The sequence below is a fragment of the Halorhodospira sp. 9622 genome, from assembly GCF_022228025.1.
In the GTDB taxonomy this organism is placed as follows: Bacteria; Pseudomonadota; Gammaproteobacteria; order Nitrococcales; family Halorhodospiraceae; genus Halorhodospira; species Halorhodospira halophila_A.
In genome coordinates this window covers 1-15,811 of record NZ_JAJNRE010000037.1, presented here as the reverse complement: position 1 = coordinate 15,811, position 15,811 = coordinate 1, and the positions used below count along the sequence as shown (strand labels likewise).

Below are 15,811 nucleotides of genomic sequence, written 5' to 3'. Positions count from 1 at the left end.
AACCAGGCCGGCGAGACCGAGGCCAAGGACGAGGCGGGGTCAAAGGGTACCTCGGGCTAACGCTCGGGGGGCACGCCCTTGCAGATCGCCCGATTGGCGCCCCGGAACGCATGCCGGGGCGCCAATCGGGACGCGCATACCATGAGCTTGACCACCGAATGCGAATCGTTATCATGAATCATTCAATCCAACATTATATAGATAACCCCCATGAAGCGCCTCGCCCTCGCCCTCGCCCTCGCTGGACTGGTCGGGATCCCTCTGACTGCCGCCGACGCCTCCGGGCCGACGGAGATACGCGTCGCGCTGCCCCCCGATCCCAATGCGGTGCCGGTATTCATCCTCGAGCAGCGACAGGACGAGTTCCTCCCCGACGCCGAACTCGAGCTGGTACCGAACCCCGCGGGCGATCCATCGGCCATGCGCGCCATGGTGCAGGACGGCCGCACCGATTTCGCCTTCTTCAACCTTGTGGGGGGCGTGCGATTCGTGGAGGGTGGACTCGATCAACTCGAGCTAGTCGCCCCCTGGGTCTGGCAGGGCATCTATCTGCTCACCCCTGAGGACGGCGCCGGAGCGAAAGCGACAGATGGCAACCAGGTATTAGTCGCGCCCGGGCTTTCGACCCCACCCCATGTGGTCACAGAGCGAGCCCTTACCGAACACGGCATCACGCCGGATTTCGCCAGTAGCGGCGCCGGCATGGCATTACTGGCCCAGGCTCGGAACCCCCGGCGCGCCCCTGAGGGCGTCGCCGCGCCGGAGCCGCTGATCAGCCTGATCCTCCACCAGCAGGCGGCCGACGACTGGGAGCAGCAATGGGCCATTGAGCTGGACCCGGCCCAGGCCCTTGAGCAACAGCTCGACGTGCGGATCCCGCTGGGGGCCATCTGGGCCGTGCGGGACCAAGTCGACGACGAGCAGCGACAAGCCCTGATGCAGGGGATCGAGACCGTCACCGACTGGCTGGCCGCCCCCGAGAACCACGAGCAAGCCGCCCGCATCACCGCCGAGCGATTCGACACCTTCTTCGAAATGCCGATCCCCGAGGCGGCGCTACTGCGCATGCTCCGTAGCGAGCGGGTGGTGTGGAATCCGGAGGGTGATGAGGACACGCGTCAGGCCGTGGATGACTACCTGCGCGAGGTCTTCGACACGCAGCCACCGGCCGGCCTCTGACCGATCCCGCGCCCCCTGCCGCGCACCGCCCCCCGCCCGCCCCATTCGGACTTCTCGCACGGAGGACTGATGAACCAGCGCCGCCTCTGGACCAGCTGGCCACCCTGGGCTGGACTCCTCGGCGTTGCAGCGCTGTGGCTGGTCACCGCTGAGCAAGTGCCGGACTCCATCCTGCCGGATCCGCAAACCGTCGCCGTTGAACTCGGAGGCTTCCTTCAATCCACCGAGCACTGGGCGAGCACCGCGGTGACGCTGCGCAACGTCGTGCTCAGCTTCCTGTTCTCAGTGCTCGGCGGCGTGACCATCGGACTGTGGGCGGCACGATGGCCAACCCTGCAGCGGGCGCTGCACCCGGTCATCGTCCTGATCGAGGCGGCCCCGCATATCGCCTGGTTGGTCCTTGCGGTCCTCTGGCTCGGCATCGGCGCCGGCCCTCCGGTGCTGGTGGGCGTAAGCATGGCGCTGCCTCTGATCTACATGGCCACCAGCCACGGCATTGCGCAAATCGACCGGGGCATCATGGACATGGCCCATGTGTACCAGCTCGACTGGTACACCCGCCTGACCCGCATCCTGCTCCCCCACCTGGCGCTGACCCTGGCCGGCGCGGCCTCCGGGGCGCTATCGGTCAGCTGGCGCGCAGTGATCATGGCCGAGGCATTCGCAAGCGATGCGGGGCTGGGGCAATCGCTCTGGGGGAGCTACCTCTACGGCGCCGTGACGACGGTCTATGCCCACGTCCTGTGGATCGTCATCCTCGGACTGGCGCTGGAGTACCTGCTGATTCATCCCGGCCGGCAACTCATCGAACGAAGGCTCCAACATGCGTAACCAGACCGACCTAGGGCCCACGGATCCAGCCCTGGCAACCCGGCACGGCGGTCCCGTCGTCGCCCTGGAAGGCACAAGCCGCATCTTCTCCGGCGGCGGGGGCCTATCGGCAGTCGACCTCGCCGTGACCCCCGGCGAGGTCGTCGGGGTCACCGGCGCCAGTGGCTGCGGCAAATCCACCCTGCTGCGCCTGATCGCCGGACGCGAAACACCCGACACCGGCACCATCCGGCGCCATTACGGTCGACTGGGCATGGTCTTCCAGGAACCCCATCTCCTCCCTTGGCTAACCGCACAGGGCAATATCGAGCTGGTGCTGCCCCGGACGGAGAAGCCTCGCGCACTGGAGGCGCTGCGCGGCGTCGGTCTGGAAGCGGCGGCCCGCCAATACCCAGCGCAGCTCTCCGGCGGCATGCGCCAGCGGGTGGGGATTGCCCGTGCGCTGGCTGCTCATCCGGACTTGCTGCTGATGGACGAGCCTTTTGCCAGCTTGGACTACATCAACCGAGCCGAACTGCTCGAGCTGGTTCGCGAGCGGGTGGTGGACTCGGGCGTAGCTGCGGTCTTCGTCAGCCACGACGTACGGGAAATCGTCCAGCTTTGCCACCGCATCCTGGTGATCGGAGACACGCCGGGGCAGATCCGGGCCGAGCTCGAGCACCCTGTTCAAAAAAGAGGGGCACACCTGCGCCCCGGCGCGCTGGCCAACCTGGAAGAGCGCGTGCTTACGGCCATACGGGGGCATCCGACACCAGCCTGCCAGCAGGAGCCCGAAACTCCGGATAACCCCCAATCAGCCTGACAGCCCTCGCTCAGCGGAAGGAGGATAATTTTTGTGGTCATTGAGTAGGATGGGGTACTGTAGCCTTGATCAATAAAGTTTGGCGGGGTCGAGATCCAGGTGGAACGGTTGGGCGAGCAAGGCGCGCCGGAAGAAAAGCCGTCCGATGCGGAGACCAAGCTCAGTCTACTGCGCGAAGGTCTTGGGGCGGGCTTCTGGCGGCAGGAGTTCGAGTCAGGCCGTGTGACGGCAGACGAGCAACTGCTTACGCTGTATGGGCACCCGGGGACAGATCCATCCACTGGTCCCGTTCCGTGGACGGAGGCGCTCTGGCGTGAGCACGTCCACCCAGAGGACCGGGCACGGGTGGAGGCGTCTTTTCGCGGGGCCTTTGACCGCCACACCGCCTGGGATCTGACCTACCGCATCCGGCGTGCGGATGGGGCGATCCGGTATCTGCGCTCAACGGGCCGTGTGGAATGCGATGCCGAGGGCACACCCACCCACTTGCTCGGCGTTGAGCATGATGTCACCGCCGAAAAAGACGCGGAACGGACTCAGGAGGAGCTCTCGCAGCGCCTGCACCTGGCGACCTCGGCCGCCAGCATCGGCATCTGGGACTACGACCTGACCAGTGGACGGCTCGAGTGGGATGAGGGCATGTTCCGCCTCTACGGTGTGGACCCGGCCACTTTCGGTCATTCATTCGAGGACTGGGCCGAGGCCCTGTTACCCGGGTCCCGCGATAGCGCGGTGGCTGCGCTGAACGAGGCGGTAGCCACCCGCACCCCATTCAATATCCGGATGGACATCCGCCGCGCGGATGACGGCCGATTCCGCACCCTGCTCGGGCTTGCCCAGGTGGTCTGCGATGCCTCCGGCGCCCCGGTGCGGGTCGTGGGCGTCAACCAGGATGTAACCGAGGAGGAAGAGAACCTCCGCCACCTCGCCGCGGCAGAGGCCAAGTTCCGCGGGCTCTTCGAACTCTCGCCGGTTGGTATCGCCATGAACGACTTCCACACCGGCGAGTTCCTCGATTTCAACGACGCCATCAACGAGCCCGCCGGCTACACCCGCGAGGAGTTCCGGGCGCTGAGCTACTGGGACGTGACCCCGGAGGCGTATCGACCGCAGGAACTCGAGCAGATCGAGTCGCTGCAACGCACTGGACGCTACGGGCCGTTCCAAAAGGAGTACATCCACAAGGACGGCCACTGCTATCCGGTCCTGCTCCACGGCTTCAAGACCACCACCCCGGAGGGGCGCGAGGTCATCTGGTCGATCATCCAGGATATCTCCGACATCGAGCAGACCCGACAAGCGCTGGAGGACGCCAACAACCAGCTCGCCTCGTTGATGGATAACGTCCCGGGGATCACCTTCCGCTGCCTCGACGACGATGACTGGACCATGCTTCTGGTCAGTCAGGCGGCCGAGCGGGTGACCGGCTACGCCAGCGACGAACTGGTCAACAATGCCACTGTCTCCTACGCCCAGCTCATTCACCCGGATGATTTGGCCGGGGTCGATGAGGCCATCGCCGAGGCAGTGGGCGAAAACCGTCCCTGGGAGGTGCAATACCGCCTCCAGCACCGGGACGGCTCACTACGCTGGGTCCAGGAGCGTGGGGTTGCCGTGCGCAATGCCCAGGGCGATGTGGCCCACCTGGACGGGTTCGTGCTCGATATCACCGAACAGCACCGCGCCGAGCAAGCCCTGCAGGCGGCCAAGGAACGCTTCGCCGGGATCTTCGAGCAGACCGGCAGTGGCGTGGCCGTGTTCCGTACGGTAGATGAGGGGCGGGATTTCGAGTTCCTCGATCTCAACCCGGCATCCGAGCGCATTGAACAGACCTCCCGCGATGAGCTCATCGGCGGGAGGCTCACCGAATGCTTCCCGGGTGTCGAGGAGATGGGCCTGCTCGCGGCGCTGCAACGGGTGGCTGACACCGGCGTGCCCGAAGAGCTGCCGCTGGCCTCCTACCAGGACGAACGGATTACCGGCTGGCGCGAGAACCGGATCTTCCAGCTCTCTTCCGGCGAAGTGGTCGCTGTCTACGAGGACCGCACGGAGGTCAAGCGGGCTCAACAGGAGTCCGAGCAGGCGCGGGAGCAACTGGCCAACCTCGCCGCACAGCTGCCCGGATTTATCTATCAATACCGCCTCTGGCCTGACGGAAGCTCGGCTTTCGTCTACGCCAACGAGGGCATTGAGAAGATCTACGGCATCACGCCTCAAGAGGCCATGGAGTGCGCCGATCGCCTCTTCGAAGTCGTCTGGGAGGCCGACCGGGAAGGGGTTTACCGGAGCATTGAGCAATCGGCCGAGACCCTCACACCCTGGCGCTACAGCTACCGGATCCAGCACCCCTTAAAAGGCACGGCCTGGCTGGAGGGCCACGCCACACCGGAGCGCCTGGCCGATGGCAGCACCCTCTGGCACGGGTATGTGCACGATATCACCGACCGAGTCCGGGCCGAGCAGGAGTTGAACGAGAGCAAGGCGCTGCTCGAGGAATTCTTCAATCAGTCGATCATGGGCTTTTTCTTCATGATGCTCGATGAGCCGATCGACTGGCACGCGGCCTCAGAGGCGGAGAAAGAATCGCTGCTTGACTATGTCGTGGCCCATCAGCGGATGACCAAGATCAATCAGGCCATGCTCGATCAATATGGCGCTGACCGTGAGGATTTCATCGGCCGCACCTACCGGGACTTTTTCCCCGAGGAACAGCTTGAGCACGGTCGCGCCGTGCTTCGGGAGATTTTCGATCAAGGCCGGGCCCATGCGGTGACGCATGAGCAGAAAGGGGATGGCACGCCCATCATCATCCTTGGGGACTATACCTGCCTGCACGATGAATATGGCCGCGTCACCGGCCACTTCGGTGTCCAGGACGACATCACCGAGCGCCGGCAGCAGCAGGAGGCCCTGGTGCGAGCCCGGCAGGAAGCCGAGCAAGCGAACCGGGCCAAGAGCGAGTTCCTGGCCAACATGAGCCACGAGATCCGCACGCCGATGAATGCGGTCATCGGTCTCAGCCAACTCCTTGCGCAAAGCGAATTGAGCGCCAAGCAGCGCGATCAGCTGCGGAAGATCGAACACTCATCGAGGATGCTGCTCGGCATCCTCAACGACATCCTCGACTTCTCCAAGATCGAGGCAGGCAAGCTGGAGCTGGAGACCCACGAGTTTCAGCTCTGCGATGTGATCGAGCAGATGGCGACCCTCTTTGGCGAGAAGGCCCACGCCGGCGGCCTGGAACTGCTCTACGACATCCCGCCGAGCCTGCCACAGACCCTGGTCGGCGACTCCCTGCGCCTTGCCCAGGTGCTCAGCAACCTGCTCGGCAACGCCACGAAGTTCACCGAGCGAGGCGGCACCGTGGAGCTTGGTATACGGAGTGTCGAGTCGGCGCTCGCCGGCCACACCAGGCTCCGCTTCTACGTACGTGACACGGGCATCGGCATGAGCGAGGCGCAAATCGCCCGGATCTTTCAGGCCTTCGGCCAGGCCGACACCTCCACCACCCGGCGTTATGGCGGCACCGGCCTTGGACTGGTGATCAGCCGGCGGCTGGTTGAAGCCATGGGCGGTGAACTCACGGTCGACTCCGTCCCCGGGGAAGGCAGCACGTTTGCCTTTACACTCACTCTGCCTCTGGGCGAGGACCGCGAAGCGACCATCACCTGCCCGAATACCCGCGGTCACCGCGTACTGATTGTCGACGATCAGCCCAGCGCCCGCGAGATCATGCGCGAACTCCTCCACCACTGCGCGTTCACGACCGAGGAGGCGGCTAGCGGCGAGGCAGCCATCGAGCGGATCGTAGCGGCGGAGCAGCGCGGGGAACCCTTTGATTTCATCCTGCTTGACTGGATGATGCCTGGGGGCATGACCGGTACTGAGACCTGTGCCGAGATCGAACGCCGGCGCCAGTCCGGCGAGCTTCGCCAGACCCAGCCACCGATTCTGATGGTTAGCGCCTACGCGCGGGAGGAGGTCGAGATCGGCGAGGACCAAGTCACTGACTTTTTGGCCAAACCCCTGACCGCCTCTTCGCTCTACGATGCGCTAGCCCGCGCTGAGCGGGGGGAAAAGCCGGGACGCGATGCCCCCTCATCCCACCACGCACCGGACCTGCGCGGCCACCGCCTGCTGCTCGTTGAAGACAACGAGATCAACCGGGAGGTGGCCACAGAACTGCTGGAGAAGACCGGAGCCACTGTGGAGACCGCCGAGAATGGCACCGTGGCCGTCGAGACGGTGCGCGCCAATCCGCCGGATCTGGTGCTGATGGACCTGCAGATGCCGGTGATGGACGGCTATGAGGCGATGCGGGTACTGCGCGAAGAAGGCTACGACCGCCCCATCCTCGCCCTCTCAGCGGCCGTGATGGATGAGGATCGTCAGCGCGCGGCGCAGGCCGGCGCCGATGGCCACCTGGGCAAGCCGATCGAAAGCCCGGATCTCTACGCCGCACTGATCGAGCATCTGCGGGCCGAGCGCACCGCGGCGGCGGTCCCGGAAGATTATGTTTCGGCCCGGGAAACTCATACTCTGCCAGCCGGACCGCCCGGGTTCGATCTCGAACGCGGGCTTCGCCAGCTCGGTGGCGATGAAACCCTCTACCTGCGGCAGCTGCGCAGGTTCCGCGGCCAACTGACCACGGACTACACCGCGCTGATCGACTATCTGCGCGCCGGTGATAACGCGCAGGCGAGCCGACTCGCCCACACCCTCAAGGGCGTGGCCGGAACACTCGGGGCCGTGGACCTGCAGCAGCAGGCGGAGCAAATCGATCACGCCCTGAAAACCGGTCATGCGGTCACCGCGGAATGCATCGAAGCCCTTGAGCAGGCTTTGCAGGATGCCGGTCAGGCCTTAAACGGGCTCAACAGCGAGCCGGAACCAGCCCGGCAAGGGTCGCCGGAGGCCGTGACGTGCCTGCGGCAAAAACTGGAGGCCAGCGAACTCATCGAGGAGGAAACGTTCCAGGAGGCCCTGGCCTACCTGCGCGGCCAGGGACTCGACTGCGATGCATTGGAGGCCCTCGTGGAACAGTTCGAGCTCGATGAGGCGCTGCAGCGGCTCAACTCGCTGCTGACAGGTAACCAAGAAGGGGCAACATGAGCAGCGATACGCCACACCAGAGCGTTCTGGTGGTCGATGATGAGCCCACGAACATCCAGGCGCTTGGCAATCTGCTCAAGGACAACTACCGGGTTCAGGTCGCTAACTCCGGCGACAGGGCATTGGTGATGCTGCAGGCTTCGCACCGGCCCCAACCGGATCTGATCCTCCTCGACATCCAGATGCCGGGCCTCGATGGGTACGAGGTTTGCCGCCGCCTCAAGGCGGATCCGCAAACCAGTGGCATCGACATTATCTTCGTCACGGCACGTGATGCGGCCAGTGATGAGGAATACGGCCTGAGTCTCGGCGCGGTGGACTACATCACCAAGCCGTTTTCACCGGCGATTGTCCGCGCGCGGGTGGACACCCACATGCGCCTTCGACACAAGACAGATCTGCTCGAGCAGCAGGTTGCTGAGCTGGAGGCGCAACGCCAGGCCCGGGACCAGGCCCTGCAGCGCGCCGAGCGGACCGAGCAGATGGGGGCGATCGGGCACTGGGTTGCCTACCCGGAGACCGGGAAGCTGATCTGGTCTTCGATGACCTATCAGCTTTGCGGCTTCGACCCGGAGGGGCCGCCACCGGACTGGGAGTCGTTCATCGCCCGGGTCCCCGAGGGGTATCGAGACCAGGTCGCCGAATTCCAGTTCGAGAACAATCCCTCCCTGCTCTCCTGCGAGGGCGAGTACCGCATCGTCCACCCCGGGGGGCGCACGCTTTGGGTCCGCGAGATCGCCCAGCGCTGGCAGGGTGAGCACGGCCAACAAATCATTCAGGGGACCATTCAGGACATCACCGAGCAGCGCCAGGCGCTGGAGCGCAGCGAGGCGGGCCGGCAACGAATCGAGGCCATCCTTCGGGCGGTACCTGATGTGGCCCTGACCGAGGTTGACTTGGAGGGCACAGTGCGCGAGGCCAACCACAGTGCCGAGCGCATGTTTGGGTACACACGCGCACAGCTGGTCGGCAGCGACATCTGTATACTGCACGACCCTGACGAATATGCGCAGATCCGTGAGGGGATCGCCCGCATGCAGGAAACCGGCGAAGGCTACACCACGGAGTGCGAGCTGATTCGGGGTAGCGGGGAGCGTTTCCAGGCGCAAGTGAGCGCCGCGCCGCTGCTCAATGAGCGTGGCGAAGTCGTGGGAAAGATCGGTGCCTGTATCGATCTATCGACTCAATTTGCCCATGAGCAGCGTCTGCGCATGGCCCAGGAGGCCGCCGGCTTCGGGGTCTGGGACTGGGACCTGGCGGCGGATCAGGTGTACTGGGATGAGGCCTGCTGGCGCATGCTCGGCTATGATCCCCATCAGCAGGGCGCCCTGACCTTCGCCGACTGGCAGGCGATGATCCATCCCGAGGATCTTGAACGCATCCAGCCGGTGATCGAAAGCCACCTCGACGAAGGCCGGCCCTTCACGGTCGAACTCCGCTACCGCTGCGCCGATGGCGGCTGGCTCTGGGTGCAGGGACGGGGGCAGACCCTGCGCCGCGGCGCCGACGGCTCGCCGAGCTACATGGTGGGTACCCATGTCGATGTCCAGACCCTCAAGGAGACCGAGTTCGCACTGCGCCGCAGCGAGCTGGAACTGACCGAGGCCAAGCGCATTGCCCGGCTCGGGCACTGGCTTTACGACATCCCTTGCGGAACAGTTCACTGGTCGAACGAGATGTACCGCCTCCTCGGCCTGGAGCCGACGCAGGAGCCCATGGACTGGGAGAGTTTTCTCTCCAGAGTGCCGGCCAAGGATCACCCGGCCCTCCATCAGGCCATCGACCGCACCCTGAACCAGGGAGAGCCTTACGAGATCGAGCACCGCCTGACAACCCCGGACGGCAGTCAGCGGATTGTGCAGGCACGCGGCTATGCGGAGTTTGACGCAGCCGGGAATCCGCAAATCCTGCGCGGGACGGCCCAGGACGTCACCGAGCAACGGACCCTTCAGCACGAGCTCGCCGAGCGGGAGGCCCATTACCGGGACCTTGTCGAGAACCAGCCGCTGATGATTGAGCGCTTCCTGCCCGATACCACCCTCACCTATGCCAACCCCGCCCTGGCAGCGCATGTGCAGACCGAACCGGATCAGCTGATCGGGCAACGCTGGATCGACTTCCTGCCCGCCGATGAGCGCGATGAGGCACGAGCGCACCTGGCGAGGCTGACTCCTCAGGAGCCGGTAGGCCACTTCGAGAACAGCATTCCCGGCGCGGACGGCCAGACCCACTGGACCCTCTGGACCAACCGCGCATTCTTCGATGAGCACGGCACACTGAGCCACGTCCAGTCGGTGGGCGTGGACATCACCGCGCGCCGCCGCGCCGAGCAGGCCGAGCAGCAGCTGCGCGAGCAGCTTCAACAGCGGCAGCAGGAGCTCGAGGCGATCATCGAGGCGGCCAGCTCGGTCAGCCTGATCAAGACCGACCTGAATTCCGTCATCCTCGAGGCCAGCACCGGCGCTGAGGCGCTGTTCGGATACGACCGCGAGGAGCTGCTCGGCCAACACGTCAGCCTGCTGCATACCGAAGCGGACATGGAGCGGCTGCCCCAATATGTGGATCAGCTGTTCCGCGAGCACCAACCGATCCGCCTAGAGACCGAGCTGCGCCGCCGGGATGGCAGCACGTTCCCGGCGCTGTTCACCGTCCACCCCATTACCGATCAGCGCGGAGAGCTGGTGGCGACACTGGGCGTTAGCTTCGACATCAGCCACCAGAAGCGTGCGGAGCGGGAGCTGGCCGAGGCCGTGGAGGCCAAGACGACCTTCCTCAACGCGGTCAGCCACGATCTGCGCACACCGCTCAACGCTCTGACCGGGTTTGTGGAACTGCTCGCCGAACCGGACCTGGAAGAAGAGCAGCGTCAGGTCTACGTGCAACAGTGCCGCCGTGCCAGTGGTCGTCTGCTGGAACTGATCGATTCGCTGCTCGATCTCAGCCGACTGCAGGCCGGGCGGCTGGAACTGCGCCCGACCCCCTTCGACCTGCACTCGGCGATCGAGGGCCAGTGCACCGTCTACACCGCCCTGGCCCAAGAACACGGCCTGGCGTTCTCTTGCAGCATCGACCCCGGCGTGACGCACTGGGTGAACGCCGATGCCACCCGGATGGGCCAGATCCTGTCGAACCTGCTCAGCAACGCCATCAAGTACACCAACGAAGGCCATATCGATCTAACGGTATGCACAGAGCCCGATGAACGGATCAGCTTCCGCGTGCGCGATACCGGGGCGGGGATTCCCCCAAACCAGCAGGCGCACATCTTCGCGGCCTTCGATCGCGCCGGCTATCGCGGCTCGCGCAGCGGCCACGGCCTGGGCCTGGCCATCGTGCGCGAACTCACCGAGCTTTTCGGCGGAGAGATCTCGCTCGAGAGCACGCCGGGGGTAGGCTCCACGTTCACCGTGACGCTCCCGTTGCCACCCGTAGCTGCACCGGGGACAGACCGCGCCACCGCCGCTGGCCTGAGCGCCACCACCCGGCCCTCTGGCGGGGATACGCAGGCGGACCCGCTGCGTGTACTGGTGGCCGATGACCAGACGGTCAACGTCTTCCTGGCCCGGACCCTCCTCGAGCAACTCGGCTGCACGGTCACCACGGCCGAGGACGGCGCCGGCGCTCTGGCGGCCTGGCAAACAAGGACTTTCGATGCCCTGGTGCTCGACCGCCACATGCCCGGACTCGATGGCGACAAGCTGGCCGAACACATCCGGGCCGAGGAACAGGCCGAGGGCTACCCCCGGGTACCCATCGCCCTTTACACCGCCTATGCCCGCAACGAAGTGGAAGCGGTCCTGGAGTCCGCGCTCTTCGATGCGTTCTTGGGCAAGCCGCTGGATCGCACGGAGCTGCGGCAATGGATCGAATCGCTGGCGCTGCGGAAGGAGCCCGAGACCGGCACCACCACCGGAGAGCCCACCCGTGGAAGCGCACCCCATCCCTAGCTGGGACGATGCCATGGATGCCATGGGGCATCCGATCTTCCTCCACGACCAGGACTATCGCATCCTGCGCGCGAATCGCGCCTACCTGGAGCAGGCCGGCGCCACGCTCGATCAGGTGACCGGCCAGCCCTACTGGCACTTCTTCCCTCGCGGCGAGGGCCCCCTGCCCGGATGCCAGTCGGCCATGGCCAAAGTATCCGCCGGCGACGCCGGTCCTTCCGAGACCGGCTGCTCCGAGACCTCCGAAGAAATCGAACTGCCTGACGGCCGAGTCTTTCACTCACGCTCGTATGTGGTTCTGGATGAACAGGGGGCCTACCGCAGCTCGGTCCATATCCTCGAGGACATCACCGACAGGCGCTATCTCGAACAAGCCCACCACGCCGCCGAAGCCAAATTCCAGGCGATCACCACCGCCGCGCGCGATGCCATTGTTCTGATCGATGCCGAGGACCGGCTGGTGTACTGCAACCCGGCCTTCGAGCGACTACTCGGTTATCGCGCCAACCAACTTGCAGGTGCCCCCTTCCATGACCGTTTCGTCCCCGAGCGCCACCGGGAGGTCATGCAGGCAGGCATGCGCCACTTCCGGGAGTCCGGCGGCAAAACCCGCGTGGGCCAACAGACCGAAGTCGTGGCCATCCACCGCGACGGACACGAGATCGCCCTGGAGCTGACCCTGGCACCCGTACAGATTGCCGGGCGCTGGCACGCGGCGGGGATCCTGCGCGATATCAGTGAGCGTCGAGCCCTGGAAGAGGAGCGCCAACGTACGCTGGAGGACCAAAGGATGTTCCTCGCCGCGGTCAGCCACGACCTGCGCACGCCGCTCAATGCCATCACGGGATTCTTGGATCAGTTGGCGCACTCCGAGCTGGACCCGCGGCAGCATCACCATGTGGAGCTTTGCCAAGCCGGAAGCCATACCCTGCTCGGGCTCATCGACACCGTCCTGGAGCTCTCGCGGCTGGAAGCCGGCCGAGTTCAGCTGAGCGAGGAGGATTTCGATCTGCGCGCGTTCATGGATACCCAGCTGGGGCTTCTCGTGCCGCTGGCCGAGCAGAAGGGCCTGCACCTGGAGTGGTCTTCAGGCACCGAAGCCCCATTCCGGGTCCATGGCGATCCGGTGCGCCTCGGTCAGGTGCTCTACAACCTGGTCAGCAACGCGCTGCGCTTCACCGAATCGGGCCATATCCGCGTTCACGTAGAGCGCGGTTCATCCGAGCATGAACTCGCCTTCACCGTCACGGACACCGGAGCCGGCATCCCGGAGGAAGACCAGCCGCACATCTTCGAGGCGTTCCGGCAGGCTGGTCCTGCGCTCGCCCGCAAGGAAGGCAGCGGCCTGGGGCTGAAGGTCTGCAAAGAGCTGGTGGAGCTGATGGGTGGGCGCATCTCGGTCGAGAGCCAGCCCAGCCACGGAACGAGGTTCCGCTTCACGGTGGCGATGCCACCAGCCACCTCCGCCACCCCGTTGCTATACACCCCCGAAGAGGCCGAAGTTGATACAAGCGCGCCGGTGGGGACTGGGCTGCGCGTTCTCGTCGCCGAAGATGAGCCGACCAACGCACTACTCGTGAACAACCTGCTCGAACAGGCTGGCTGCGCACAGATCACCTGCGTGCAAAATGGCCGCGAGGCCATCGAGCACTGGCAGCAAGCGAGCCCCGACCTCGTCCTGCTCGACCTTCAAATGCCCGAGATGGATGGCCGCGAGGCGCTGCGGCACATCCGGGCACAGGAGGCTGAACACGCCCTGGCGCACACGCCCATCGCTCTGGTCACCGCCCATGCCCTGGAGCACTTCCAACAGGAGTGCTTCGGCCTCGGCTGCGATGCCTATCTGAACAAACCGCTCGAGCGCAAGGAACTCTGGCTCTTGCTGGCCAGGATTGTTAGCGGCCCCGTAGGCTGACCCCAGCTGGCCAACAGAGTTGACCCACCCTCGGAAGGCGGGCCCGCCCTACGGGGTAACAAAGCAAAACCGGTAAAAATACGGCGCCTCAGGCCCCATCAAACGATGGCCAGCGGCCGGGGGCCGTCCGGCGGCGGGAAGAGTTCTTCGAGTTCCGTATGCTGCGCCTCGGTCAGGGTGATCTCGAGCGCGGCGCGGTTTTCGAGAACGCGCTCCGGCGTTCGCGTCTTCGGGATGGCGATCACGTCGCCCTGATCCAGCAACCAGGCCAGCGCCGCCTGGGCCGCCGTCATGCCGTGACGCTCCGCAAAGCCCACGAGACGCCGGTCGTTCAGCAGCCCGCCCTGCCCGAGCGGGCAGTAAGCCATGACCGGGATGCCGCGCCGGCGCAGCCACGGCAGCGTGTCCCAGTCGATACCCCGCTCGCCAAGGTGATAGAGCAGCTGATTCGCGGCGACCGCGCCCCCGCCGGGCACCCCCCAGAGTTCCTGCAGGTCAGTCGCATCGAGGTTACTCACGCCCCAGTGGCGAATGCAGCCCGCGCGCTGCAAATCCTGGAATCCGGCCACCGCCTCCCCCAGCGAGGCGCCGCCGCGCCAGTGCAGCAGGTAGAGATCGATCCGATCCGTGCCCAGACGCTCGAGACTCTGCTGACACGAGCGGACCACGCCCTTGCGGCTTGCGTTCCACGGGAAGACCTTGCTGACGATGAAGGCCTGATCCCGCCGCCCGACCAGCGCCTCGCCCACCACCCGCTCGGCACCGCCGTCGCCATACATCTCAGCGGTATCGATCAGGGTCAGCCCGGCATCCAGCCCGGCCTGCAGCGCCGCGACCTCGGCCGCGCGCTCGCTTGGGCGCTCACCCATGCGCCAGGTCCCCTGGCCGAGGGCCGGAACCCGCTCTCCGTCGGGTAAAACGACATGGCGCTGCATCTCACCTCCTTGCCCCTGGATCGGCCAGGATTCCACAGAACCTGTGGAAAACCGTGTGGAGAAAGTCAGCTGAACCCGCTTCGCGAAGGCCTTCGAGGTCCATTGAACAAAGACTGTTCAGCTGCAAACCAACCACAAATCAGAACCTTGCGAACACCCCTCCAGATGTCAGCGGCTTACGCGGGGTTCTCGCATCACCTGTGCAGAAATAACCGTGCTGGTCCTGCGTCGAACGGGATTGTCAACCCATCCACCTCTACACGCCCGAAAGACGGAAGGATCGCACCCACTCCGACGGCCCGCGCCCAGTCCGCTCACAGCGGCGCGCAAGTTCCTCGGAAAGGCTAGTACTGTCGGGCACCACGATATACCCGGAGTCCCAATCACCGACCATCAGGCACTGCCGTTTCTCGACAAGGTACAGCGCCGCAAGCAGACAAATGCAGGCGTCGAGCCGGTCCTGATCGTGCTTGTGGGGCCGATCTTCCTGCCCTGCTTCGTCCAACCATTGAACGATCCGGTCAAGCCTGCGCTCGCCGAGCGCACTCGACGCCAGCTGGCAGACGTGCCGCCAGTCGGCGATGGAAAAGTTCTTATTCCTCGGGTTGTACTTCGGCAGCCGACCTCCAGGACGCGGGTCCGTTAGCGTCCAGCCAAGGGCGATCATGGTCAGCACCGGGTAGGTTTCGACCACCCATGTCCCCTTCAGCGGTGCAAGCGGGTCCGCCGGTCCACCAAAACGGGCGAGGAACCGCCAAACCGGCGCATCCTTGCCGAACATCTTCGCCTTTGCGGTATTGGCCGGTTGCATCCCGCCATGCCGCCGGCCGACCGGCGAACTCACAATGTCCTCCACCGGGCGCTGGCCCGACTCGTTCTCCACGATGGTGGGCTGATCGAGCAGCACCACCGTCGCATCCGGATTCTGCTGGGACTGCCACTCACCGATCGCGCGCTCCGCCTCGCGGTAGTCCACCTGCTGCGGCGGCCCGAGATCCTGGTATGCCCCATCATCAGCGCGAACAGCCCCAACCAAAGCACCGGAGTTGCTAGCACTCCAGGCAGAGTCGAACCCGACAACCAGCACGGT

Annotated in this window: 8 protein-coding genes; 6 read left to right on the top strand and 2 right to left on the bottom strand. The window is 65.3% G+C overall.

Annotated elements, in window-relative coordinates; all coding sequences use genetic code 11:
- Window positions 1-210: 210 nt before the first annotated feature.
- From LRG07_RS12685 to LRG07_RS12660, 6 genes are all read left to right on the top strand, one after another.
- The gene (locus tag LRG07_RS12685; protein WP_238642557.1) at window positions 211-1,179 is read left to right on the top strand and encodes a hypothetical protein; all 969 of its coding nucleotides are present in this window, start codon (window positions 211-213) and stop codon (window positions 1,177-1,179) included.
- 69 nt (window positions 1,180-1,248) lie between these two features.
- Entirely contained in the window at window positions 1,249-2,010 is a 762-nt protein-coding gene (locus tag LRG07_RS12680) for an ABC transporter permease (protein WP_238637163.1), read from the top strand.
- On the top strand, window positions 2,003-2,812 hold the full coding sequence (locus LRG07_RS12675; RefSeq protein ID WP_201167906.1) for an ABC transporter ATP-binding protein: 810 nt from the start codon (window positions 2,003-2,005) through the stop codon (window positions 2,810-2,812). The genes LRG07_RS12680 and LRG07_RS12675 overlap by 8 nt, the downstream gene beginning before the upstream one ends.
- 108 nt (window positions 2,813-2,920) lie before the next feature.
- Window positions 2,921-7,924 carry a PAS domain-containing protein gene (locus tag LRG07_RS12670; RefSeq protein WP_238642556.1) on the top strand — a complete coding sequence of 1,668 codons (5,004 nt, stop codon included), beginning with the start codon at window positions 2,921-2,923 and terminating at the stop codon, window positions 7,922-7,924.
- On the top strand, window positions 7,921-11,871 hold the full coding sequence (locus tag LRG07_RS12665; RefSeq protein ID WP_238642555.1) for a PAS domain S-box protein: 3,951 nt from the start codon (window positions 7,921-7,923) through the stop codon (window positions 11,869-11,871). The genes LRG07_RS12670 and LRG07_RS12665 overlap by 4 nt, the downstream gene beginning before the upstream one ends.
- Window positions 11,849-13,786, top strand: coding sequence for an ATP-binding protein (locus tag LRG07_RS12660; protein ID WP_238642554.1), 1,938 nt, complete (start codon window positions 11,849-11,851; stop codon window positions 13,784-13,786). Before LRG07_RS12665 ends, LRG07_RS12660 begins: the two co-directional genes overlap by 23 nt.
- 98 nt (window positions 13,787-13,884) lie before the next feature.
- Here the strand turns inward: LRG07_RS12660 and LRG07_RS12655 are convergent, their stop codons facing one another.
- Window positions 13,885-14,721 (bottom strand): aldo/keto reductase, encoded by an 837-nt coding sequence (locus LRG07_RS12655; protein WP_238642553.1) that lies wholly within the window; start codon window positions 14,719-14,721, stop codon window positions 13,885-13,887.
- Between the two features lie 256 nt (window positions 14,722-14,977).
- Window positions 14,978-15,811: DUF429 domain-containing protein (locus LRG07_RS12650; protein WP_238642552.1), on the bottom strand; the 834-nt coding region annotated here is incomplete at its 5' end.

Bases quoted from the DNA above. Each gene is read 5' to 3' on its own strand.
- LRG07_RS12655 (WP_238642553.1), bottom strand. From the start codon at position 14,721: ATGCAGCGCCATGTCGTTTTACCCGACGGAGAGCGGGTTCCGGCCCTC.
- LRG07_RS12675 (WP_201167906.1), top strand. From the start codon at position 2,003: ATGCGTAACCAGACCGACCTAGGGCCCACGGATCCAGCCCTGGCAACC.
- LRG07_RS12685 (WP_238642557.1), top strand. From the start codon at position 211: ATGAAGCGCCTCGCCCTCGCCCTCGCCCTCGCTGGACTGGTCGGGATC.
- LRG07_RS12680 (WP_238637163.1), top strand. From the start codon at position 1,249: ATGAACCAGCGCCGCCTCTGGACCAGCTGGCCACCCTGGGCTGGACTC.
- LRG07_RS12665 (WP_238642555.1), top strand. From the start codon at position 7,921: ATGAGCAGCGATACGCCACACCAGAGCGTTCTGGTGGTCGATGATGAG.